The organism is Gardnerella sp. DNF01204, from assembly GCF_049244145.1.
Lineage (GTDB): Bacteria > Actinomycetota > Actinomycetes > Actinomycetales > Bifidobacteriaceae > Bifidobacterium > Bifidobacterium vaginale.
Genome location: NZ_CP058379.1, coordinates 1,123,148 through 1,146,582 on the forward strand (window position 1 = coordinate 1,123,148; position 23,435 = coordinate 1,146,582).

A 23,435-nucleotide genomic window follows, 5' to 3' on the forward strand; every position below is an offset into this window, starting at 1 on the left:
AACGATAAGAACACGCAACAACATGAAAAAAACGTGCAAAAAACCAACGCGCATGTGCAAACATAATGACAAACATCATATGCAATGCGTGTTTAATACTGCTAAAGAATATGTATCTTAAGCTGTTTTATGTGCTTTTATATGCCTTTCAAACCGTTCTTAAGATTAGCGATCATTTGGGCAGTCATAGCGCAACACCTCATAAACTTAAATGTGCTTTACGTGGAAAATTATACGAGCATTACGTCAAAAACTCAAATATAAGCACGCTTAAAACTCTAAAAGAGCTATTGCTGAGTAACAATTATCACATTAACACATAGAAAATAACATTTATGCTCTATTGAAGCATCTTACTTTGCAATTTTTAATATTCATCAAAATCAATCACCTTATCAAATACATCACAATTAGTTTGCGAGCGCAACGCAACATCCAATTCAAGTAGTTATGAAGCAGAATGCAAAGGTAAAGCCGATATGAGACGCTAAGTCTATATCTTTATTTGGTCCATTGCTATATAACTTCTATATTTCAGCAATATGCATTACATCATCTTTACACTTCTTTATCTAACTTTTCCAATCCTTCAACTAGAGTCTCTACAAATTTTTTCCTGTCTACCTGTTTGAGCACAAACACATTATCTTTGTGCTTCGGAACTTTCCTCAGATCAGCCAATGTCTGTCCTCTTGAAATCCCATTATCAGTAAACTTTTTGTCATATAACCAGGATACCAACCGTATTAATATCAGAAAGCCTCACTCCGCGAAAAATATCACGAAGTGAGGCAATCAGTCACAAGCAAAACCAGACTAAAAGTCCAGTCTTAACATGCTACTACTTGTTGCAATGACGCGAAACACCACGACGCTTACCAGCGAAAAGTGTTACACAAGCAGCAGCCAAAACAGCAGCAAACAATGGATTCTTCGTTACGTTGGCATAAGCATCGCAGGCAGAACGGTAACACTCAAGGTCATAGATACAACACACAAAACAGCACTAGACACTGCCAACACACGATGCTTCATATTTTTCTTCATATCCCTCACCTCGTGATACGCAATAGTCGTTAATTCACGTAAAATGACACATATCCCTTATTTTGCGCACTGACGAAGTTCTACCGTGAACCACACTATTTGCGTTCTCTATACTTTTCATAGTGTACTCCTATAACACTAATCAGTAAATATCCATAAACTATGCGCGAATTTGTTTGACATTACCAATTGATATGTGGGTTATAGGTCCAAAAGTGCGTAAAGCTAGGATGATTAATATTTTTGGTTTATACTCCAAGACAATTAGAAACAGAGAGTTGTTAATTTTTTTGTTCAATAATTTTATCGGTAAATGCCTTTAAAAATTCTTTAGAATTGCTCCAGCCTGCACCATTGTTTAATCCCGAGAAATCAAACCCAGATATTTCATCTAAAGCTTTACTACAAACCCATTCATACATTCCAGCCTCTTTGCTTTTATATATTATTAGGAACAATGGTTTCATTGCTTTTTTACCTAATAATATGACACTAATATATTGTTTAGAATACATTACATCGTTATACCATTGTCCTGTCAGCCAATAGAATTTATCTTTGCGCCCCTTTTCACCAATCTCATCGCATAGATTTTGTAATTGTTTAGCCACATACGTGAGAACCTTTTCATCTATGTTTTTTATTAGCAAAGTTTCATCAACACCATTTTTACTTATCTCTTTCCAGTCAACATCTTCATTATTTTCTGAATTTCCTTCATTTCTTGCAGACTTTTGATTTTCTGTTTTTACTTCTCTATTATTATTGCTAAAACTATTCTGATTCTTACAACCTGAAATAAGTGGTATAAGACAAACTACCATAGTCAAAAAAGCATAATGCTTGATATACTTCATTATTTATACCTCCTCTACAACTTAATCTCTACCTAATTGCAACTACGATTCTCATGTTCAATCTTCACTCTGTTATTCGCTATCATCTGCCCAATATTCATTCATCTCGTAGTACAAGTCATCTTTGAGTTTAATAAAACTGACGGGATGTAAATTATGGACAAAGAATGCATATATTCAGTTTACAAAATAATTGTAGCTAAAAATCATCCGATAATCTACAGGATTTTATTTCCATACATAAACAAATGTTTGACAAAATGAGTACACGCTTTAACGATAGAAGCGAGCAACGTTAAAAGGTTTGCCATTTATTAACAAATCCCAAATGCTTCAAATTCTCTAGAATTGACTTCTGAAATTCTCTTTCATTACCAAGCTCGGGAGCATGGATAAATTCTAAAACATAACTGTCCATAAACAAATTATGCGTCTCTTGTTTTACCCTTTGTATAGCAGGCAAATTATTACTATTTGAAAGCATATAACGCTCATAATAGCCACTGTCCATCTGCCTTACCAACTCTCGGTGAGTTAGATTCTCGTTAATAGCTAAGTTAATGTAGAATTCTCTTTCTTCTTTACTCTTAGATCCAGATATTATTTTCAAATGATTCGACCAGCTCAATTGTGTCAACAACGTTGACACTTTTTCATCATCCTTATCACAGCACTCATCGCTTATAAGTGAAATTTAATGATAAAATCGATAATTTATAAGTTATAACTGATAAAATAGCAAAATCGTATCTAAAATCTCAAGAAGTAAGCTTAAAGCCACAGCACGCTAAACCTTTTAACATTTAGTCCCTACAACCACATTTTTAACCAAAGCCAATCGTCGTACTAATATCCCGCCAAACGTCGGAATAAAAATCCGCCAATTCGCAAGGAAAACAATGAAACATCGCGCTTACGCTTGCAGACTAAACCTTTTAATAATAGCCATCGCGAAACATAATCTACATAAGAGCAAAATCAAGCAGATTACGCATTATCTTCCAGTAGAAAATCTGGTAAATATTTGTGTATAATACCTTCTTGCGAAAAATTCATTGTATCCATAGATAAAACGAATTTAGGATAATTATCCTTAACCAATCGATAAACACCAAATTCCCGGCTACGAGTCTCTTCGCTAGCCATCAAATAAGAGACTTGATAATACTCAGTTTCACCTTGTCTAGTAGCAATGAAATCGATTTCTTGATTATTAATACGACCAACTTGAACCTGAAAACCACGAGACAAAAGCTCAATATATACAATATTTTCTAGAATACGTTCAATTGACGCAACGTTTGAGAAGCCTACTGCTTGTCTAAAACCATGATCTGTTATATAGTATTTTTCCTCAACCGTCAATAACTTTTTTCCAACACTGTCATAGCGTGGAACTTTTTTCAGAAGATACGCCGCTTGGCAAAAATTCAAGTAATTCAAAATGGTATCAACTGAAACTTTACGATTTTCGCTAACAAAATATTTACGTAAACTATTAGCCGAAAAACTTTGTCCAATATTATCTAAACAAAAAAGTAAAATGCGATTAAATACGTCAACATCTCGGATCGAATTGTATTCAAGTATATCCTTAACAACAACGGTATTATAAATGTCGTTTAAATATCTAAAACTCGGCTCCTCTTCCCCATTAAAATAATGAAGAGGAGGCATACCACCAATTTTGATATATAGCTGAAATAATTCCTGTATGCTTAAATTCAAACTTTGATACAAATTCACGAATTCGCTAAAAGTAAAAGGAAGCACCTCAAAACTTACGTAACGCCCCGCAAGCAAGGTGGCAAGCTCGCCGGACAATAATTTTGAGTTAGAACCAGTCAAATAAATATCGCAATCATAATCAACTCTAAGCGCATTTATAACACGTTCCCAGTGAGAAACTAATTGAATTTCATCAAAGAAAAAATATATTTTACCTTCGATTTGTTGACTACGTTCCGTAATTAATCTCTGCAGATCAAAATCATTTTTCACAGATAAGTATTGAGCTGATTCTAAATTGATATAAATAATACGACTTTGAGGAACGTCTACAAGCAATTCAGATTGAATCATTTTTAACAAAGTGGACTTTCCCACTCGTCTCATACCTGTAATCACCTTCACAATAGGCTTGTCAATAAAAGGTTTGATCTTATTAAGATATTTTTTACGTAATATATATGACATATCCTCACACCTTTCGATTACAGCTTTGCTTACAATTTCGATTATAGTCGATAAATTTATTGTTTTTTATAGTTGTTTCTATTATAATCGAAACAAATTAAAAATTCACTTTTGGGCTTTATAATTAAAAAAAAAAAATAAAACATCTTTATTCAAACGTCTGCAATTCGTATGCTTTTAATACACATCCCGTGACATCAAGCAAACGTTCTAAACGTGAGATTTAGGAAACTTACGAGTATAGCTACACTTTTTTCAAGTGCACACTATGGATATTGGGTGCACTTTTTAACGATAGGAAAAGCTATCGTTAAAAAGTTTAATTTTCTAAAACCAAGCTTACCCCATGGCTGCCAATCAGCGTTCAAGCTCCTCAAAACATCATCTATCGGACAACTATCACCTTGAACCGCCTGATCATAGCCTTTAGCCATCAACGCGTTAAACGTTTTCTCATCCATATCATCTTGCGCTGGAAGAGACTTTGGAATAGTAAGCGAAAACGGAATACCGTTATTAAGAATGATTTGACGATAAAACATGTCAATAGCAGTAGCCCTAGGAATTCCAATAGTTTCCAAAATCTGCTCCGCCTGCTGCTTAATATTTTCCTGTATTCTCACATTCACCATCAGTAACGTCTCAACGAACGCAACTCACAGTACTTTTGGATTCTTAATATTCATCAAAATTAATCACTTTATCAAATACATCACAATTAGTTTGCGCGTGCAACACAACTACAAGCTTGTTATTCCTCGTTTTAGCACATCTGATAGCTCGCACGATTATTTCACGTTCACTACAACCATCAGCATCAGTTACACTTTTGAACGTCTCATCCAACATAACAACAGTTCGCTGCTGAGAACCAATACACTTTGTGAGCGACGTGAAATCTGGAGCAACAATAGCACCGTTATCATCAAATAAGTAATCTTCAATCAGCATACAATTCTGAGTATTGTTATGATCAAACCAATCTCGCAACAATACTGATTTACCAGCACCACTAGCGCCAATAATAGCAACTGAAGAAATATCACTATCAGCAATAGTTTTACTAAGATTCTGGTATGCTAATTCATTCCTCTTATACGCTTGCTGCTTACGCTCATAATTTTCCAAACTGAAAACTCGTTGAGCAGTCTGGGTTAAAACTCCTGAATCTTGCAAAGTTTCAATCACATTTTCCAAGCTTGACGACAGCATTACCACAAAATACAACACAGCACTAGCAGAAGCAAAATTCATTGATGATACTGTAAGCATATAAAGTATTGAAAATTCCAATATTAAAGAGAGACTTTGCATCATGCAATTTCTCACTGTGTAAATATTGATAAAACGACGCATACGCTGCCAATACTTATTTTCTGACGAAGCATAATAATACTTGCGCGAACTATCAAAAATAGCACCTTGTGGTAAGCTTCGCGTTGATAATAACGACGATAATGCTCCTAAGAACTTATCGCGATATTGTGCTTGTTTATCCGCAGCCGTATTAAGTAATCGAGAACCGGCATACCATATTAGACAAGATAACGGCACCATAATAATCATTATGTATACGTACTGCGGTACTGCAGCAATTGTCATAGCAAGAACTATTACTGTTTGAACAATAATAAAAATAACGTGTGCAATAGCACTTGGAATACTCATCTGTAAGTCAGAAAAATCATCCCCAAGTCTACCTAAAACATCACCTTTATTATCAATATTTGAATACTTATGCAAACGCATAATCAAACGATTATGCAGTTTTGTAAGTCTCACAATTGGCACAGCATATACAGGAAAATTAAGAGCAATAATGCCAACGACAATAAGCAAGCTTGCAAGCAATGCAGAAGACTGAAGCATATTTAAGCTGGTGTTCGTAGCAATATTCTCTACAAACATTAACTCAGCAAGAACTATGAGTACTGTTGCTATAGGCAAACAAACAATACTAGCGGAGAACAATTCGCGCACAGTTCTAATGAACTTACCACGTGATTCTGCACCTGTAGGAATTTTCGATTCCACACAATCCGCTTGCATAGTTTTATCACTACAAGTATTCTGAAAATGATTTTCTTCAACCACACTATGCGTGACTTGCTTAGAGTTGTTACCATAAAACACGCAAGGAATATACTCTGGGTTACGTGCGAATAAAACAATATGCTGAACTTGAGAACTTAGCATGGCTTGTGAAACTGTTTCTCGAAGCTCTGGATTTAACACAGAAAACACGTCATCAAGCACCAAATATTCCACGTCTTGAGCAAACGCCATAGCAAGCACCACGCGTTGACGCTCACCAACAGATAACGTTTCAGGATTATGCAAAAACCTATCCGCGACCTCACGCGACACATTAAATAAACGCAAGAAGTTTTCGTACTTCCGACGAGTATCATCGCTCGCAATATCAAACCAAGCTTCAATAAGCCCCTGCGCCATAATAGGATTACAAGGCACCAATATTTTACTACTGCTAACAATGGAATCATACGCATTCAACGCCGAGCCAGCTTCTTTAGACAAAAGAGCGAACTTATTATCAAACACAACAGAATCAGAAATATTAGTAGCATCCGAGCGAGTATTATTCATAGCATTTTGCTCTAATTGCACTAAATCCTTGTCCATTGGAAGAGCAAGCCGAATCACGCGATAATTCACAATGTTATTCTGCATGGCACCATACAAATATTTAATCGCAAAAAGAATTCCAACATTAAACAACGCATTTGGAAAAATAGTTACATGAACAAGAACAACACCAGCAAGCAGTAATGTCAACCCACCTTGCTCAACAATATTACTAAATAATTGAGGAAATATGCGCTTATAAAGCACTCTTTCTTCTGCTTTACGTGCATCTTCAATCGCTGTAATACCAACATTATAACGATACACTCTTGAAGCGTGAGGAAGTTTATCAATAATTTTACTGAGAAGATTACGACGTTTACCTTCTAAATCCACATAGTTCTTCCACAATACGCCAATCCAACGTATAAGGAACAAATTACCGACACATAAGAGAACTAATAGTAAAACCGCTACAATACTATTCTCGTGATATTGAACAACACAGATAGCAAAAAGAATAATAAACTGCAATATTGATAACACAAAATCAACACCATAAGCTATCTGACTTATCTGATTTGGATATGTTAATGCCGAAGACTGCAATGTTTCATCATCATTATTCTGAACAGATAAACGCACAAAACGATGGAAAGTAAGCTGACGAAACAAAGCTATAAGAAGCATCTCACAACGATCTTTAACAATAAAACCCAATGCTTGTAAGAAGAAAGATAACGCCAACTTAAACGCAACAAACCCTTCAAGCAGCGTCGAAGCAGAATGCAACGATCCCATCGTATAAATAAGCAGAAACATTCCAGCAAGCTGTATCAAACCAGTAATAAAAACTGATAACACCTGCGGCATAAGAACTATAAAATATACTAAAGCACCTTTTACACGTTAATGATTAGCAACGAACGAATCATAACGAGATACAACCCTATTTAACATATACCTCCAACATACATATTCATTCCAAACCCTCTAATCTACAAGTTTCATTAACTAATTCATCATCAGGGAAACGCTTCAAATCAAGTGCAAAATATTACTATTTCTTCTTATAACCTACAGCAACATTACCTGCTTTATTAATCCCTGGTACTTTAAGAACATCAGAGCCTGACTTGTCTTTTAAATCAAATTTCCCAACCAAAAATAAAGCTTTAAGCCCTGGACCAGGTAAATTGAACGATGAGTCAACTAACTTAATACGCTTATCTCCAAGAGTGACTTTAGACAAATCATAGTGAGAATCAAGAATATCGCGCGACACAAAGAGATACAACTCATCCTTATTCATATAGTTTTCTGGCATACGAAACTCTTCCCGAGACACCGCCACCGTTTCCCAATGATACGACGCAAGCTCCGCCTTCTCTTCATCGTCAGCACATCCCGCAAGAGAAAAGAGAGTACCTATCAGCAGAAGTACAACAAGACAACTTTGAAAAATGGTTTTACCAAAAATAGTTTTACTTCTCATAACACTACTAGCCTCCTTTTCGCTAACACGACTCTGTATCAAATGATCATAAAACAGATTATTAAGCAAACAAGATCTACAATTCACTCTGATTACTGTAATAGTCTTAATAAATATATTATTTTTTTTATTAATTTGTCTAGATTATCAACGCTAATCTCTTCGTTCACTATCAAACTATAATTTTCATAAACAGCAAGGTTCACGAAACAGAAGAACCAGAAGGATCAATATCATCATGCTCGTTTAATGCTTCCAACAATATTCCCTCATAAACGAAGCAATTACCTGCAAATCTTCACCTTCATAATATTCAACAAACAACTTCTTAAACTCAGGAACCCTATTTTCTTGAATAACCAACAAGCCATTACCATGAGAAATCAAATAATGCAGGGAACTTTTTTACAATTATTGCGACGATTTGTTCCCCAAAACATAAGCAACTAAATCAATAGGCATTCGAGTAAGAAACAGCCAAAACACGTTCAAAAACTACGAGAACCCAGCCTAAAGCCGCCACACGCTAAACCTTTTAACGATAGACCTCGCTAAGCCCTGCTACACAAGGGCAAAAATGCACCCACCTAATCCACACGTGACATCAATACGACACACTCCACGTACGTAGAGTCTTTTGCTCAAAAGAGAAGAAAACAGTCTTATAAAATCTTATGCGGCTACTGCGGTTCTTCTCCGTGGATGCCACTTGATAACGAGAACAATATTGGTAAGCACAATGCCAACAACTACGCTCACCCATACCAAACTCGGTGTAAGAAGCCAAGCGAGAACACCAAAAATCAGCAGTCGAAGCAGTACAACAATAACTAAGAAAGGCCAACTTTTTGTTAGGCATTTCGGTTGATCATCCTTCAATGCGCCCATCAGAACCATAATCGCAGCCGCCGCGCAAGAAAATAGCATATTGCCCAAGAATATGACGAGTAGCGTTCGCCAGCCAGCGATACTACCCAGCATCCACCATTGCAGCATCAATGCAAGCAAAAATGTGACAACAGCATATACTGCTTCCATCAGCATATTCGCAACGATTAACGAGGAAAATGTTAAAGACACATCTCTAGGAGTGCCTGTTTTACCTGCGCTCGCATGCTGTAATGCAATCATATTTCTCGCCTCGGCGCGCTTTACGCGCTCTTCTTCAAGCATTTGAACGCCAAGCTCAACCGATTTCTTTGAAGCTTCCTGTAATTGCGCATCCGTCATACATGGCTGCCAAGGCTTTTCAAAAACAAACAGCAACACACTAGTAACCGCTGCACCAATAATAATGCTTAGCAACGTAGTATTGGAAACAAGCAATAAAGCAATACCAGAAGTCACCAGAAGCCTGAGCACAAAATCGATAATTCCTATGAGTAAATCGCCAGATCCGTCATCTGGTCTACGATGCCTATCCCACTGCAGATACGCTGTACTTAGCAGCGAAAACACCACAACACTCAACGCGAGTATGACCACAGTTTCCCAACCTAGTACGCTGTGCCCTACGAACTGCTGTACAAGCAGCGAAATAATAAGCGTGCAAACGCTAGCAACAGTTTCTGTAATCACATGACCCCAAAAAGCATGCTTGAAAAGCACTGGCCTTACATTCGTCTCACTCATCATCTTTCTCCAGAAAATGCAATCACGGAATATCGTGCTTTGATTATACAAAATGTCTAAAAATTGTCCTAAGCCACGATTGAGTAGTCAGTACAGATAAAATTTAATATTTTTCCTATATATTAATCCAATACCTTCTTGTTGTAACGTTTCCTCTTGATAAGCTATTTTTCACTTTGTTTTCTAAAATTCCACCATTATTTTCTATAACTCGTATGGATCCAATATTGTCATCATCACACGTAATCAGAATTTTATGTAGATTCAAAGTCTCTTTACAATATGTAAGTGCCATAGAAAGCATTTTTGTTCCATAGCCCTTCATACATTCAGACTGTCTAATCTCGTACCCTATGTGACCACCATAGTTAATTAAAAAAGAATTTAATTCATGCCTAATATTAATTTCACCAATAAATTTTTCATTATCTATCAGCCAAAATGTAGTAGCTTTAACATAATTTTCAGGCAAATTTATACCATGTTCAATATTATAAGAACTCTCTATAATTGTCTCAGGGTGTATAAAACGTCTTTCTGCATTCGGCCTAAAAATTTCGTCTTCTTCATTTGCTTCTATATAACCTTGGATATATTTACTATCTGGTCTAATTAATTTCATAAGTTCCTCTTATTCTCAATATGCAATTCTAATAAGAATACAATTCTATTAAAATTAGAATCAATAATAGTCTGTTTAGCTTTAATAGTATTACTATTAAAAAAAAACCATACATACAAACTTTATTAAAGAAAAATTTTTTATTTTTCAAGTGCACACTATGGATATTGGGTGCACTTTTTACGATAGAAAAAGGTAATCGTTAAAAGGTTTAAAATTGGCTTAATAGCTTGAGTTTGAATCCGAAGATACAACAACGGAAAGCTATAATCTGAATAGTGATTAAACTTTTGCTTTCATTCGCTTGCATATGCTTGCAAGAATTTTGTAAAATAAGGTCAGAAAGGAAGCCAACACAATGACAAACACGAACGCTGTATATGCAAGAATCGATACAAATCTTAAAGAAAACGCCGAAAACATATTGAACCAACTTGGAATAACACCATCTTCAGCAATCCAAATGCTTTACAGCCAAATCGTTTTACAAAAAGGCATGCCATTTGAACTCCGCTTGCCAGTTAATACGCCTACTGCTTTAGGCAGCTTAACAAGAGATGAGTTGGATAAAGAATTACAAAAAGGCATCGACTCTATTTCAACTGGCAAATCTTATAGTGCAGATGAAGTAGACCAATTCTTCGCTAAGGAATACGTCGTATGAGCACAACCTATAGCGTCATTTATTCTCCGCAAGCGTTCCTGGATCTCACTGGGCTATACGAATACATTCGCTTTAATTTACAAGTTCCTAAAACGGCTGAAAAACAAGTCAACCGCATTAAGCATGCTATACGTTCTCTTAACACTATGCCTATGCGCTATCAGCTTGTAGAGTGGGAGCCGTGGTGTTCTAAAGGAATACGTAGAGTTCCAGTCGACAACTACACTGTTTTCTACCAAGTAGACGAAAACCAAATGACTGTAACAGTTATTCGCATATTCTACTCAGGCAGAAATACAGAAAACATTGTTAACGACACAAACAACTAATGCGCGATTTGGACTAAAAAGTAACGAATGAAATAGCGTAATTTCGAACGTTATAAAACGCACCCACCTAATCAGCCTTTGACATCAATACTATAAGTCTCAACGTGGATTTAGAGAACTCCTAGTATGGCTACACTCTTTTCAAGTGCACACTATGTATAGTGGGTGCACTTTTTAACGATAGAAAAATATTGCAAAAAGGTTTAAGACCTGCTTAATAACACGTTTACATTACAATTGTTCCAGTTGCCTAGCCTAGTAACTTCTAACGTAAATAACCGCGAGTATTTGAATTTCTTTTCTATTCTCATCAACCAAAAAGTAAATGTAATAATTTTTTACGCGTATTTTTCTAAAACCAAGATTACCCCACGGTTGCCAATCATCGTTCAAGCTCTTAAAAAACATCATCTATCGGATAACTATCACTTTGAGCCGCCTGATCATAGCCTTTATCCATCAACGCGTTAAACGTTTTCTCACAACATGAAACAATATATGACTTACAACAAATATATTTTTTCTTTATCAACACATATTTGCTAAGTACGATTGTAAATTTGAGTTATATCCTCCATTTTTTCAACAAACACTTTTGTTTCCGGATCACGCAAAACAGCAAACTCCTTTACTGCTTTTGCTCCCATTGCATTAGCATTTTCATGTAATCCGTTTCCTTTATCTTGTAAAAACTCATCAACAGAACCATCTTTAACTAAAGGAATACCACCAATTAGCTTACCAACAGCAGTACCAGCAGTACCTATAGCTTTCACAACGTTGACTTCCACTTCCGAATTACCAAGTTTTTCTAAATATAAAGAGCTTTTTTCAAATTTCTCACAGTAGTCATCAGACAATTTCTTTATCTCATTTTCTGCATTACTAATGTACTCTTCCGAAAAATTACCACTTAACATTATTTCCATCAAAGATGATAGAGAGAAAATATACAACGACAATCTGTAATACTTAAACTTTTTCCCTAAATCAGACAACGTCGAATTTACGTTACTTTTAGACACAATAAACTTCTTTAACAGAAGAATATCAGTAATCTTTTTCTGATAAGCAATAATGTTCTTTCTAGCACGATTCTTAATATCGATAACAAGCTTATGATTATTCGTAACAGAAATTTCATTATCCCAACTGCACTTATAAGTAGAAGCAATCCCCATCAATGACTCAACATCTGCCTCAATCTGTGACTCATTCTCAACTTCCATAAAGGTAAGTATCTTTTCCTGCGTCTCTTTAATCTTTTTCATATCTTTTTCAATAGAATAAATAGCCACAGCCATCATTAAAAGAGCAGGATTAAACGGAAGTGCTGTTTTCATAGAACCTTGCAAAGACTCCATCTTTGAAATCTGCATCATTCTAGAACCACCGTCAGCTTTTCTTAAAGATCCCCATAGATTCCCATTTTTTGCGTATTTTAGAGTATCACCTGCAGCTTTATTAGCAATCTTATAAAGACCATCCGTAGGAATTGTTATTGTTTGAGTAACCGTATTACATGCAGGAATTAATGACGATAAACCAGATCCAAAATTCAATAATTCAGATACGGGAACACTTAATACTTTATTGTTGTTCTTAGTAAAATCTTTAACATCCACAAGAAGTTTTTCAGTAAAATCTACTAACGCATTTTCACTGTTACTTGCCGAAAGCTCACTACTGTTACCCATAAGAACAATACTATCTGAAATAGTATCTGAAAGAAAATTATACTTCTATTTTTTCTTACTCTCTTGAATACTATGAAACTTTGCAAACAATATTATCGAAATTAAATCCAATGGAAAGCAAACTTGACATTTACTTTCGAAACGATTATCTTATATGTAAAGCTAGCTTTCCATTAGAAAGGAGAATGTAATGTGAAAAATAGACTTGAACAAATTAGAAAAGAAAAAGGCATAACCCAGGAAGAACTTGCTGACGCACTCGAAGTATCAAGACAAACAGTCGGTTCTTTGGAAAATGGGAGATATAACCCGTCAATCATATTGGCATACAAAATTGCTAAGTACTTTAATTTAACAATCGAAGAAATATTTATTTACGAGGAGGATAAAAAATGAAAAAACAAAAAACCCAGAATTTTTGGTACATAGGTTATGTAATAGGTATTTGCGGATTAATTCTTGCACTGACTCTTAAACTGAATGAATCCGTCGAAATTGTATTGTCAGTTGTTTTTGTTGTGATTATCTCACTTTCACACGTAAAAATCATGCACTATAAGATGATGAAAAAAGACCACACCTACAAAATAAATATGAACGATGAAAGAAACGAGAAAATCAAAGATAAAGTAAATGCAACAATGGCATTCATACTAATGCACCTAATGGGAATAATTGCCATAATTGCATTTATCACAAAAGCATATTTGCCAGCTGCTCTTTTAGCTATTTCGATCGCCTTTTCTCCATTAATCATGTTTTTTATCAACAAATATTATGAGAAAAAATATTAAAACCAGACCCACCCACCCATTTACTACTTATTACGAAGCAAACCAACTTTCATAAATTCCTTATCTCCAATACGGAACTTTTTACTATTAAACGCCACTCCCATAATTCTGCTAATAATATACTCATCAGTTATAAGCACGAAATACTGCTTATCTTTTTTATCCACCAAATAATACTGATCAGCCCCAAGAGTGGCAACAGCTTTACTGAAATCATATATGCCAAACAATGGCAATCCTCCAAGGAGAGTAGAAAACCATCCAACAAAATTATCCACCATTTTCTCAGATGAACTGTTATAAGTCTTAACAACAGTTAGCATATTGATTTCTGAGTCAGGATATTCATCTAGGACAATCTGCTCTTTAACTTTCGACTTCTTAAAACTGCTCAACCTACCGTCGAAACCATATTTATTGAGATTAATAGGCTTCTTAGTAATAGAAAAATCAACACTATTGTTCTCATCCAAAAGATAATCAACACTCACGCTTAGAGCATACGCAATAAATTTCAGATTCTCGATATCTGGCAAACCCCGATTCGTTTCCCATTTTGCTACAGCAGCACGAGATACCATCAATAATTCCGAAAGCTCCTCCTGCGTCAACCCAGCTTCCAGACGAGCCTTTCTAATTTTTTCCCCCAAAGATATAACACTACTCATGACACAACTCCTTTCAAATCACTTATTACACATCATGAAATTACTTGACGGAAACCAAAATAGTATTGAAACATTTGATTTATATACCGCCTAATTACAAACTAACAAATAATTTACAACGGAAAAAGAAACAAGGTGAAACACTATAGTTACCAACTGTAACAGAATAAGAAATCAAATAATGTAGGGAACTTTTTTACAATTTTTACACCGATTTGTTCCCTAAAACATAAGCAACTAGAGCACACAAACACTCGACAGCAGAATAGCAAAATCACATCTAGAATCTCGAGAAGTAAGCTTAAATCCACCGCACGCTAAACCTTTTAACATTTAGTCCTACAACCACATTTCTAAACAAAGCCAATCGTCGCACTAATATCCCGCCAAACATCGGAACAAAATCCAGACAATCGTCGGAATGAAAACCCGCCAATTCGCAAGGAAAACAATGAAACATCGCGCTTGCTCTTGCTTATTAAACCCTTTAATAATAGCCATCGCAAAACATAATCTACATAAGAGCAAAATCAAGTACCTTACGCATTCTCTTCCAATAGAAAATCCGGTAAATATTTGTATATAATCCCTTCTTGCGAAAAATTCATTGTGTCCATCGATAAAACGAATTTGGGATAATTATCCTTAACCAATCAATAAACGCCAAATTCCCTACTACGAGCATCTTCGCTAGCCATCAAATAAGCAACTTGATAACTTGGAGGAATAAGTCTTATCGAGAACAGAAGTAAGCTGGGTGTGGCTATCTAAAAAAATGTCCGCACCCCGACGGTAAAGCCTATATGTGCGACATTTTTAATCATACTTTCACCCTTGGGGGTAATATTAAGCGCAAGCATACCATATTTCGTTCGGATAGCACCTGTTATTCGCCACAAAATCGACGCTGAAAGTCACTTATTTCTTTCCGAGCCTCCACGCTTTGAGCACTACTTCTATTACTCCGTAAGTCAATGCGGACAACGGCCAAACAATCCAACTTTTTCCCCAATCGGACGTGATGAAACTGTAGACTAAATAAATGCAGACAATTATAAGCCAGTAAGCTTGGAGCAATAACCTAATCTTTGCAGGATAGACAATCTTTTTCTTCGGTTGCAGCAAACGGTAATAGGACGAGCGGATAATATTCGCCTGTACAAATAAATAAACAGCTGCTGCCACTAGGGCAATAGCGATAACTACAAAAAAGTCGGATGAAAGTTGATAAAATTCCGGCACTATATCCGAAATTATAAGAAAAATAAAGGCAACCATACATAAAACGACACCGCTGACCGTCCGCAGCACATACGACGGCATGAACCGTTCCAAGCGTTCTTTGAGCACACTGTCAACTCCGTAAGCCGTTTCAAAGTCCTCTTTTTCCAAATATTGATAACGCTTTTCGTGGAAACTCTGAATAATAAAAATAACTACAGCTACGGTAACAATCGCAACGCTGAATGCTAAGCCAATAGTTTTACCGACTTGCGCATTTACTGTGGTAGAAAGCAAAAGATTACTGCCGATCAACGGGATTGCCGCCAGAATACAAAGAAGAACGCCTAGAGCAACATAGGCGGCAAATGATATTCTGTGAGCAATATAAGCGGAGGCTTCTTCCAGCTCAATTACACGCATGCGGACGCCGGCTTCTTCCTGGCAGGCATTTTCATTTGCGTTGACGTTCTTCCCCATAACATCAATTTCATCTTTTACAAGAAGATCTGTACTAACACCAAACAAACGGCTCAATGCAATTATCCGTTCCATATCCGGGATACTTTGTGCACCTTCCCATTTGGAAACAGCTTGGCGACTGACGCCCAATTTGTCCGCCAATTCTTCCTGCGACCAACCGTTTTGTTTACGCAGTTCCAATATTTTATCTGCTAAAATCATAAAAACATCTCCATTTCAAACTCGAATTCATCATGATCGTGGTGAAATTATAGCTGAAACAGCAGTTGCGTAGTAGCAAGTGCGATTGGCAATTTCCGTTGAAAGCGCAATTTCTGCCGACAAATGAGCGCAACCGACCGCCAATTCGTTTTCTCTCATGTTCGCACCGCGCTTTCCAATCATCTTCACTAACGCAAGCAAGCGCATCCGTTACAGACTGCAAATCTTCACCTTCATAATATCCAACAAGCAACTTCTTAAACTCAGGAACCTTATTTTCTTGAATAACCAACAAGCCATTACCATGAGAAATCAAATAATGCAGGGAACTTTTTTACAATTTTTACACCGATTTGTTCCCTAAAACATAAGCAACTAGAGCACACAAATATGGATTCTACTATCTGACAATCACTATCTGACAATCACTATCTGGCAATCTTCAGATACTCTTCGATTCTGGCATCCAACGATTCTGCCTACTACCAATCTGCCCTACTGCTCTCTGCAATCAGTCCAGTGCTATATTCATAAGTATAAGTGTTCTGCATATGAGCATCACTCGACGACCAGCTTCCATTTGAAGATTTTGAAGCCTTAAACAGAATATAAAGACCACATTTTCCATCCTGAGAGTCCCTGTTATACTGCAGATAAGTAATGTCCGAACGGCTTTCACTCAGAACAAAGTACATATCCCCCTTGGCGGTATAGTTCTCCTTGAACGCAAAGCCTTTCGCCGCAAAATACTTATCAAATATCTTAAGCGCTGCATTTCTTTCCTTCTTTGATTCTAAATCACGCTCAGCGGCATCATGCAAATCGTAATTTTTATCTGGCTCTTCAACCTTTAATCTTGTATCTTTTAATCTTGTATCTTTCCTGTTATTGCGATCGATTCTGCGATACCACTCAGATTCACTTATTTTTGGATCAGTATCACTTGAATCTGTCATTGGTCGAAGATACTTAAGGAAAAACGGACCTTCAGACCGATAAAGATAATACTCAAAAGGAGCATACATATCATCCACGTGCTCTGTGTATGTACCATTATCATTTTGTTTCACAGAATATCTTCCAACAATAAATAAAACGTCAAAAAATCCAAGACCTAAGATAATCAATACGCAAAGTAGAACAGATAGATAACGAAGTACAATTCTTATACCTATTTTCCGTATACGCGAAATAAGATAGAGATTATAGAAAACACATTCAAGAGCAATCGTAATCATCCAAACAACTGGCATTGCCGCGCATATAACATATACCCAAGTCTGCAAAAGCCACCGATTTGGAAGATGCAACGCAGTTATTTCAAAAAATGCAGTTAGAATACCACTTAACACAAAAAAGCAACAAAGAACCAGTGAGAGTCTACCCTTCCCCTGTTGATTATCATAGCTAAGAAAAGATTTGTTACGCTCTACATTTGCACTCCTAAAACGACTATGTATATTGCGCTGCCCAATAACACAAATAACCCAAATAAGAGACACTACAACAAGAAGAAGAATTGCAAAACAATAGGTGATCCATCCAAAAAGCTGTAGCTTATTGGACGCCATAAAAACAGTTCCAATAATCATTAAGATGGAAAAGATTTCCGCACTCAGTTGTAAAACCTTATACTTGGACAATTCCTTATTTGCACTGTTAAGGTTCTCACATATTTGCTCATGTGATTCACAATATAGTGGATTTTTCTCATCTGTGGGAGTATGTTCCTGCTTTTCCTTCTCTTTCATCGATGAATCTGACATTTTTCTATCCCTATCATCGTTCAAGCTCTTCAAAAACATCATCTATCGGATAACTATCACCGCGAGCCGCCTGATCATAGCCTTTAGTCATCAAAGCATTAAACGTTTTCTCATCCATATCATCTTGTGCTGGAAGCGACTTCGGAATAGTAAGAGAAAACAGAATACCCTTATTAAGAATGATTTGACGATAAAACATGTCAATAGCAGTAGCCATAGGAACTCCAATCGTTTCCAAAATCTGCTCAGCCTGCTGCTTAATATTTTCCTGTATTCTCACATTCACATTCGCACTTTTAGTAACTGCCATATCAACCAATCTCCATACACACACCATAAATACTGTATCGCATATTGCAACACATTTGCACGAATGGGATTTTTTGACTGTCATACACGATTTTTATGTTCGCATTACTGCATCAGATAGTACGATCAAGCGCCGTGATGGTGGGAAGCCCCGCTTATTTTCTCGTTTGAGTTTGAACATAAAAATAGCAGATAAAGGGAAGGAAATGAATTTACACCAAAGTGAGGGTTTGACCGATTCTTATCATCTTATCTCCTTTACTTTCTGTAACATATTTAATGGAACTAACATTTTGTCGTGTATATATTAGTGAGAAGCATTTGAAATACTTTCTTAGCTTCTTAGTGAATTTTCCCTATTTATTGATAGCAAAACATAGGGAAATTAGGCAAGAAAAAAGACGATAGATTTTTTCTTTTTTCTATCGTCTTACACATTTAGTATTCAATTTTTCAGTTCAACAAACTAGAATTGACTTATTCGAAAATTTTAATAAATCTCTTTTGCGTCTTATCACATACATATCCTATATTTTCATAGAATTTATGTGCTTCTGTTCTTGCTTCTGCTGAGTTTAACCTGATAAACTTAAGTAATTTTTGTCGAGAATCCATTTCTAAATGATTCATCAATTTTTTTCCAATGCCTCTTCCTTGAAACTCTGGTAAGACAGCTAATCCTAGAATATTTAATCCACAATCTGAATAAAGACTCTCATACATTTCAGCATGTACAAATCCAACAACTTTATGTAAATCCTCATCCTCATAAACATAAATCACATGATGCTTTTTATCAGCTGATAGTTTTGTGATTTGATTCTCTACTAACTCTGTAGAAACAGTATATCTTAAAGAAATATCACATATTTCTCGTATAGATTGAGCATCTTCTTTTTTTATTTTTCTAATCATTTCATTACCTTCACAACTTCAAATTTATCTAGCTCTATTATTTCAGATATACCCTCGACCATATAGTTATAACAGTAAATCTTACAATCTTGTAATTACCGTATTTCTATTAAGCTTAACCTTGCCTTTTCTCTTTATATATTCTTCAATATCAAACACATTCTTCTTGTCATAATCTTCTAAGAAATAATGTTTATGTAACTATCTCTTGCCATAATAGCGGGATTCATTAATATCTTTCATCTGAAATTATATGCTCTATTCCACTATGCTCCGATTTAAGATATTCTTTCATAAATGTCGGGTAAGCCTTAAACTTATCAAGCTCATCTATAGGTAACCAATGCATTGTCTCTTTAGCACCTGACTCTGTAGTGCTTTGGCTCGTAAAATCTCTTTTGCCCATGGGCTTCATCATGTAGTAGAGTGTAAGCTCATGGAAGTCTACTCCATCTAAGCCGGAGCTACCGATGAATAAGTTCTCGTGTATGACGGCAAGGTGATCTACTTCATAATTAAGACCTGTCTCTTCAAATACTTCTCTCTTAACGGCTTCTTCTGATGTCTCGCCCATGTGAACCGCTCCGCCAACTGAGTAGAAATAGTCGTCCTCATCATTTCTTGCGAATAGCACACAACCTTCTTCGACTATGATGGCTGCTGCTCTATATCTAAATGCTTTTTTATCGTTAATAAATCCGCAATTATGTTCCATAGTTTACTCCTTTATTTTTTATCTAATGACTGTGACTTATGGTTCAAATGCAAACAAGTTCCCAATCTGAATTGAAAATCCAAGTGATTGATACATTTATATATCACATTGTTCACAAGCAACAGTCATTGAACTTATTGCACTTAACCCTAGAGCGTTGATATCTTCCCTCAAACAGCCAAAATACGTTCAAAAACCGCAAGAGCCCAGCTTAAATCCGCCACGCATTAAACCTTTTAACGATAAGCCCTCGCTAAACCCTGCTATACAAGGGCAAATTTGCACCCACCTAATCAGCCCTTGACATCAATACGACAGTCTCACATGTTTCAAGACTACCCTGATGATAACCATGCATCAAAAAAGAGCCTTAACGTTCGTTGCAGGAAAGAAGCTGACAAGGGGAATGTCGTATGATGATAAAAGTCTAAGGCACTACAAACTGGGATTTGGATTTTACTTAAAATTGTATTATTTTATTAGCGATATCTTCTACAAATCGCTTATCGTGTTCCACAAATATGAGTGTAGGCTTTGCTTCTTTTATAATTTCCTCAATCTGTATTCTTGATATTACATCTATATAATTCAGTGGTTCGTCCCAAACAAATATATGAGCTGGCTTTGAGAAACTTACAGCAATTAAAACTTTCTTTTTTTGTCCATCACTATAATTCTTCATATCCATTTCAAATAATTCTCTTGAAAAATCTAATTTTCTTAGAATTGTTTTACACAATGTTTCATCAACATCTTGCTTGTGAATATATTCATTTAGGCTACCTGTTAAATTAGATGTGTCTTGAGGAATATACGAGATTTTTAAATTACCTGCTAATTTTATCTCACCTGTATACTCGTGATTTATACCTAATAAAATTTTAATCAAGGTTGATTTTCCGCTACCATTACCCCCATATATAGCCACTATGTCGCCTTGCTTTATCTCGAAACTTACATTATTTAGGATCTGTCTCTCTCCATAGCATGATGATAAATTGCTAACCGATATTAGAGGATTTTTATGATGATGTAATGGATGCAATAATAGACTTTCCTTTGTTTCGATATCTTTTAGTAAACTCTGTTTTTCTTCTATTGCCTTGTTTTGTCTATTCTCCAAATTCTTAGATTTTTTCATCATCTTGGCTGATTGATGACCTATATGTCCTTTGTCTGGTTTTACACCTGATACTTTTACACCATTTTTAGTATTTTCAATTTTATCAGACCAAATTTGACTTTGTCTTGCAGACTCTTTTAATCGTTTAATATCTTTTCTTAATCTCTCATTTTGACTAATTTCAAATTGGTCTTTCATCACTTTGTTTTCATACCATGATGTAAAATTTCCCGATTGGACATCAATAGAATTCCTGTTAATAGAAATAACATGATTGATACAACCATCTAAAAAATCTCTATCATGAGATATAAGCAAAAATCCTTTTTTACTTTTCAGATATTCACTTACAATTTTTCTTCCGTCCATATCTAAATGGTTTGTTGGTTCATCAATAAGTAAAAAGCCATCTTCTCTTGTAAACAAAATAGCTAAAAGGATTTTTGTTTGTTCCCCTTTAGAAAGCGTTTCAAACTCTCTGTAAACAAGGTTCTCATCTACATTTAGCAAACTGAGTTCTCTAAATAACTTCCATTCTTCATCATCTGATATTAGTTCTTTATATAACTCAATTCCTAATTTTGAAGTATCGCTTATATTTGGTGGAAATTTAATAAATTCAACATTCTTGCTTATTTTACCTTGATAAGTTTCTTGATTTAAAAGTAACTTAAATAGAGTTGATTTACCGATTCCATTTCTTCCTATCAATCCCGTTTTCCAGTTTGTATCAAAGGAAAACGATACATTTTTAAATATGGGTTTTACATATCCATAATATGAGAAAGTGAGGTTTTCAATTTTAATTACTGACATAAAACGCCTCCCTAAATTATCATTTACCGCCCGGGTGCAAAGTGTGTGCACCTTTTAACGTTTAGTTTTTCATGTATTACTACGGTTATCACTGCTTTGCTTTTCAGTCATTTCAATTCTCGATTAGGTAATTTTCCAGTTCTCAAAGCGACAGTAACAAACTCAACCTCTTGCAAGCACTTCTCGCAAAGTTCATAACCTTCATTGAAGTTCACTCTTGACCTAAATGTGCTAGCAATGAATTCGCATGGTGAGGTGATCCTTTCAACTACACCGCACCGTTCGCACTCAGCATACACATTCCCATCCTTAATCGGAATAAACATTCCATGATCTTTCTCATTTCCCATGACGCTAACATCTTCGAAATCATCAAATTTTACATAGAGCATATACGGCTTCCTCCTTTATCGGTATGTCTATATACGCTCTAATTCCAACTTATATCAAGTTTTATTGCTTCTTTTTTGATCTATATGTCTGCTACTTCGCAATAGCTTTCCCATTAAGACAGTGCACCATGTAATGCGCAAATCCATCGTTTTTACAATTTACCTTCTTCTTATCTGAAACCTCGGTGACACCATTCTCACAATCTACTTCAAGGCTTGCATCCTTGGTGATTGTTCCTTCTAAAATACTCATGCCATTTAACGTATCAAGCGTACAAACATGAGTTACTTCTACGTTTGTTGCTGAAGCCAACCCATTATAACATTTAAGAAAGACATCATCCGCCTTCAAATTAACAACTTCTACCTTGCCATTGTTCACTTCTACATAAAGCTTACCAATCTCAATATCCGTGATGAGCACTTGATTAGAATCAGATTCAACCTCACAAACTTCCACATCATGTGGCAAACTCACAACAATTTCAGGCATACCCTGAGTAAGCCACCTCACCCAATTCGAAGCTGAGACTTTTTTAGTTTGAATAAGCCTTATAACATTTTGCGCTTCCTCAACCCTCAATATATCTTGTTCACAGTTAACAAAGCTCACACCAAAGGTATCAGCACGTTTCACCGTTAAACGAACATCTTTCGTCTCTGCGATAAACTTCTTATTATCCATTCCTTAAGCACCTCCTCGTGCACATACTAATAATCAGGTTTCATTTTACCTTTTGAGCTATATTTTCCCACTTCACAGGGTGGGTGCAAAGTGTGTGCACCTTTTAACGTTAACATCCTGTGCACTCAACCCTAGAGCGTCGACATCTTCCCTCAAACAGCCAAACTGCACTCAAAAATCACGAGAACCCAGCTTAAAGCCGCCGCACATTAAACCTTTTAA

General features: G+C 35.8%; 22 protein-coding genes and 3 pseudogenes. 4 read left to right on the forward strand and 21 right to left on the reverse strand.

What is annotated here, in order from left to right; translation table 11 throughout:
• Positions 1-1,328: 1,328 nt before the first annotated feature.
• The 8 genes and pseudogenes from HXT46_RS04395 to HXT46_RS04430 form a co-directional block, all read right to left on the reverse strand.
• Positions 1,329-1,904 (reverse strand): hypothetical protein, encoded by a 576-nt coding sequence (locus HXT46_RS04395; RefSeq protein WP_004113262.1) that lies wholly within the window; start codon positions 1,902-1,904, stop codon positions 1,329-1,331.
• A gap of 295 nt (positions 1,905-2,199) precedes the next feature.
• Positions 2,200-2,553, reverse strand: a complete 354-nt coding sequence (locus HXT46_RS04400) for a DUF1016 N-terminal domain-containing protein (RefSeq protein ID WP_004113264.1) — start codon at positions 2,551-2,553, stop codon at positions 2,200-2,202.
• 338 nt (positions 2,554-2,891) lie between these two features.
• Positions 2,892-4,100, reverse strand: a complete 1,209-nt coding sequence (locus tag HXT46_RS04405) for an ATP-binding protein (protein ID WP_013399688.1) — start codon at positions 4,098-4,100, stop codon at positions 2,892-2,894.
• A gap of 357 nt (positions 4,101-4,457) precedes the next feature.
• A pseudogene (locus HXT46_RS04410) lies at positions 4,458-4,732 on the reverse strand (type II toxin-antitoxin system RelB/DinJ family antitoxin).
• Positions 4,733-4,775: 43 nt separating this feature from the next.
• A complete protein-coding gene (locus HXT46_RS04415) occupies positions 4,776-7,559 on the reverse strand; it encodes an ATP-binding cassette domain-containing protein (RefSeq protein ID WP_421785719.1) in 2,784 nt (927 codons plus the stop codon).
• Between the two features lie 187 nt (positions 7,560-7,746).
• Positions 7,747-8,181 (reverse strand): hypothetical protein, encoded by a 435-nt coding sequence (locus HXT46_RS04420; protein ID WP_421785721.1) that lies wholly within the window; start codon positions 8,179-8,181, stop codon positions 7,747-7,749.
• Between the two features lie 672 nt (positions 8,182-8,853).
• On the reverse strand, positions 8,854-9,813 hold the full coding sequence (locus tag HXT46_RS04425; RefSeq protein ID WP_421785723.1) for a hypothetical protein: 960 nt from the start codon (positions 9,811-9,813) through the stop codon (positions 8,854-8,856).
• A gap of 115 nt (positions 9,814-9,928) precedes the next feature.
• Complete coding sequence (locus HXT46_RS04430; RefSeq protein ID WP_004113277.1) at positions 9,929-10,435, reverse strand: GNAT family N-acetyltransferase; 507 nt, start codon at positions 10,433-10,435, stop codon at positions 9,929-9,931.
• Between the two features lie 358 nt (positions 10,436-10,793).
• Between HXT46_RS04430 and HXT46_RS04435 the strand changes: the two genes are divergently transcribed.
• Both HXT46_RS04435 and HXT46_RS04440 read left to right on the forward strand, forming a co-directional pair.
• Positions 10,794-11,099 carry a type II toxin-antitoxin system RelB/DinJ family antitoxin gene (locus HXT46_RS04435; protein WP_421785725.1) on the forward strand — a complete coding sequence of 102 codons (306 nt, stop codon included), beginning with the start codon at positions 10,794-10,796 and terminating at the stop codon, positions 11,097-11,099.
• On the forward strand, positions 11,096-11,428 hold the full coding sequence (locus tag HXT46_RS04440) for a type II toxin-antitoxin system RelE/ParE family toxin (protein WP_101886538.1): 333 nt from the start codon (positions 11,096-11,098) through the stop codon (positions 11,426-11,428). Before HXT46_RS04435 ends, HXT46_RS04440 begins: the two co-directional genes overlap by 4 nt.
• A gap of 255 nt (positions 11,429-11,683) precedes the next feature.
• Here the strand turns inward: HXT46_RS04440 and HXT46_RS04445 are convergent, their stop codons facing one another.
• The 3 genes and pseudogenes from HXT46_RS04445 to HXT46_RS04455 form a co-directional block, all read right to left on the reverse strand.
• Complete coding sequence (locus HXT46_RS04445) at positions 11,684-11,839, reverse strand: hypothetical protein (protein ID WP_004114756.1); 156 nt, start codon at positions 11,837-11,839, stop codon at positions 11,684-11,686.
• Positions 11,826-11,909, reverse strand: a pseudogene (locus HXT46_RS04450) (toxin-antitoxin system protein); the annotation flags it as partial. The pseudogene HXT46_RS04450 and the gene HXT46_RS04445, both read right to left, overlap by 14 nt.
• A 61-nt stretch (positions 11,910-11,970) precedes the next feature.
• Positions 11,971-13,125, reverse strand: coding sequence for a hypothetical protein (locus HXT46_RS04455; RefSeq protein ID WP_421785727.1), 1,155 nt, complete (start codon positions 13,123-13,125; stop codon positions 11,971-11,973).
• A gap of 192 nt (positions 13,126-13,317) precedes the next feature.
• Between HXT46_RS04455 and HXT46_RS04460 the strand changes: the two genes are divergently transcribed.
• Complete coding sequence (locus tag HXT46_RS04460; protein WP_004113289.1) at positions 13,318-13,521, forward strand: helix-turn-helix transcriptional regulator; 204 nt, start codon at positions 13,318-13,320, stop codon at positions 13,519-13,521.
• Complete coding sequence (locus HXT46_RS04465; RefSeq protein WP_101891931.1) at positions 13,518-13,919, forward strand: DUF2178 domain-containing protein; 402 nt, start codon at positions 13,518-13,520, stop codon at positions 13,917-13,919. Before HXT46_RS04460 ends, HXT46_RS04465 begins: the two co-directional genes overlap by 4 nt.
• Before the next feature lie 23 nt (positions 13,920-13,942).
• Here HXT46_RS04465 and HXT46_RS04470 read toward each other — a convergent pair whose 3' ends face one another.
• The 10 genes and pseudogenes from HXT46_RS04470 to HXT46_RS04515 form a co-directional block, all read right to left on the reverse strand.
• Positions 13,943-14,587 (reverse strand): helix-turn-helix transcriptional regulator, encoded by a 645-nt coding sequence (locus tag HXT46_RS04470; RefSeq protein WP_101891930.1) that lies wholly within the window; start codon positions 14,585-14,587, stop codon positions 13,943-13,945.
• 918 nt (positions 14,588-15,505) lie between these two features.
• A complete protein-coding gene (locus tag HXT46_RS04475) occupies positions 15,506-16,492 on the reverse strand; it encodes a helix-turn-helix domain-containing protein (RefSeq protein ID WP_421785729.1) in 987 nt (328 codons plus the stop codon).
• Positions 16,493-16,974: 482 nt separating this feature from the next.
• The gene (locus HXT46_RS04480; protein WP_004113312.1) at positions 16,975-18,258 is read right to left on the reverse strand and encodes a hypothetical protein; all 1,284 of its coding nucleotides are present in this window, start codon (positions 18,256-18,258) and stop codon (positions 16,975-16,977) included.
• A 13-nt stretch (positions 18,259-18,271) separates the two neighbouring features.
• Positions 18,272-18,568, reverse strand: coding sequence for a type II toxin-antitoxin system RelB/DinJ family antitoxin (locus HXT46_RS04485; protein ID WP_004113314.1), 297 nt, complete (start codon positions 18,566-18,568; stop codon positions 18,272-18,274).
• A 476-nt stretch (positions 18,569-19,044) separates the two neighbouring features.
• A complete protein-coding gene (locus HXT46_RS04490) occupies positions 19,045-19,482 on the reverse strand; it encodes a GNAT family N-acetyltransferase (RefSeq protein WP_009994773.1) in 438 nt (145 codons plus the stop codon).
• A gap of 81 nt (positions 19,483-19,563) precedes the next feature.
• Positions 19,564-19,680 (reverse strand): annotated as a pseudogene (locus HXT46_RS04495) (conjugal transfer protein TraG); the annotation flags it as partial.
• Positions 19,681-19,711: 31 nt separating this feature from the next.
• Complete coding sequence (locus tag HXT46_RS04500) at positions 19,712-20,197, reverse strand: NUDIX hydrolase (protein ID WP_020760513.1); 486 nt, start codon at positions 20,195-20,197, stop codon at positions 19,712-19,714.
• A 460-nt stretch (positions 20,198-20,657) separates the two neighbouring features.
• Positions 20,658-22,136, reverse strand: coding sequence for an Lsa family ABC-F type ribosomal protection protein (locus tag HXT46_RS04505; RefSeq protein ID WP_285067865.1), 1,479 nt, complete (start codon positions 22,134-22,136; stop codon positions 20,658-20,660).
• 107 nt (positions 22,137-22,243) lie between these two features.
• Entirely contained in the window at positions 22,244-22,528 is a 285-nt protein-coding gene (locus tag HXT46_RS04510; protein ID WP_004114737.1) for a hypothetical protein, read from the reverse strand.
• A 91-nt stretch (positions 22,529-22,619) separates the two neighbouring features.
• The gene (locus HXT46_RS04515; RefSeq protein ID WP_004111245.1) at positions 22,620-23,213 is read right to left on the reverse strand and encodes a DUF4097 family beta strand repeat-containing protein; all 594 of its coding nucleotides are present in this window, start codon (positions 23,211-23,213) and stop codon (positions 22,620-22,622) included.
• Positions 23,214-23,435 lie beyond the last annotated feature (222 nt).

Bases quoted from the DNA above. Each gene is read 5' to 3' on its own strand.
- HXT46_RS04510 (WP_004114737.1), bottom strand. From the start codon at position 22,528: ATGCTCTATGTAAAATTTGATGATTTCGAAGATGTTAGCGTCATGGGA.
- HXT46_RS04420 (WP_421785721.1), bottom strand. From the start codon at position 8,181: ATGAGAAGTAAAACTATTTTTGGTAAAACCATTTTTCAAAGTTGTCTT.
- HXT46_RS04430 (WP_004113277.1), bottom strand. From the start codon at position 10,435: ATGAAATTAATTAGACCAGATAGTAAATATATCCAAGGTTATATAGAA.
- HXT46_RS04515 (WP_004111245.1), bottom strand. From the start codon at position 23,213: ATGGATAATAAGAAGTTTATCGCAGAGACGAAAGATGTTCGTTTAACG.
- HXT46_RS04470 (WP_101891930.1), bottom strand. From the start codon at position 14,587: ATGAGTAGTGTTATATCTTTGGGGGAAAAAATTAGAAAGGCTCGTCTG.
- HXT46_RS04395 (WP_004113262.1), bottom strand. From the start codon at position 1,904: ATGAAGTATATCAAGCATTATGCTTTTTTGACTATGGTAGTTTGTCTT.
- HXT46_RS04480 (WP_004113312.1), bottom strand. From the start codon at position 18,258: ATGTCAGATTCATCGATGAAAGAGAAGGAAAAGCAGGAACATACTCCC.
- HXT46_RS04405 (WP_013399688.1), bottom strand. From the start codon at position 4,100: ATGTCATATATATTACGTAAAAAATATCTTAATAAGATCAAACCTTTT.
- HXT46_RS04500 (WP_020760513.1), bottom strand. From the start codon at position 20,197: ATGGAACATAATTGCGGATTTATTAACGATAAAAAAGCATTTAGATAT.
- HXT46_RS04425 (WP_421785723.1), bottom strand. From the start codon at position 9,813: ATGAGTGAGACGAATGTAAGGCCAGTGCTTTTCAAGCATGCTTTTTGG.
- HXT46_RS04445 (WP_004114756.1), bottom strand. From the start codon at position 11,839: ATGATGTTTTTTAAGAGCTTGAACGATGATTGGCAACCGTGGGGTAAT.
- HXT46_RS04485 (WP_004113314.1), bottom strand. From the start codon at position 18,568: ATGGCAGTTACTAAAAGTGCGAATGTGAATGTGAGAATACAGGAAAAT.
- HXT46_RS04440 (WP_101886538.1), top strand. From the start codon at position 11,096: ATGAGCACAACCTATAGCGTCATTTATTCTCCGCAAGCGTTCCTGGAT.
- HXT46_RS04505 (WP_285067865.1), bottom strand. From the start codon at position 22,136: ATGTCAGTAATTAAAATTGAAAACCTCACTTTCTCATATTATGGATAT.
- HXT46_RS04435 (WP_421785725.1), top strand. From the start codon at position 10,794: ATGACAAACACGAACGCTGTATATGCAAGAATCGATACAAATCTTAAA.
- HXT46_RS04455 (WP_421785727.1), bottom strand. From the start codon at position 13,125: ATGGGTAACAGTAGTGAGCTTTCGGCAAGTAACAGTGAAAATGCGTTA.
- HXT46_RS04475 (WP_421785729.1), bottom strand. From the start codon at position 16,492: ATGATTTTAGCAGATAAAATATTGGAACTGCGTAAACAAAACGGTTGG.
- HXT46_RS04490 (WP_009994773.1), bottom strand. From the start codon at position 19,482: ATGATTAGAAAAATAAAAAAAGAAGATGCTCAATCTATACGAGAAATA.
- HXT46_RS04465 (WP_101891931.1), top strand. From the start codon at position 13,518: ATGAAAAAACAAAAAACCCAGAATTTTTGGTACATAGGTTATGTAATA.
- HXT46_RS04415 (WP_421785719.1), bottom strand. From the start codon at position 7,559: ATGCCGCAGGTGTTATCAGTTTTTATTACTGGTTTGATACAGCTTGCT.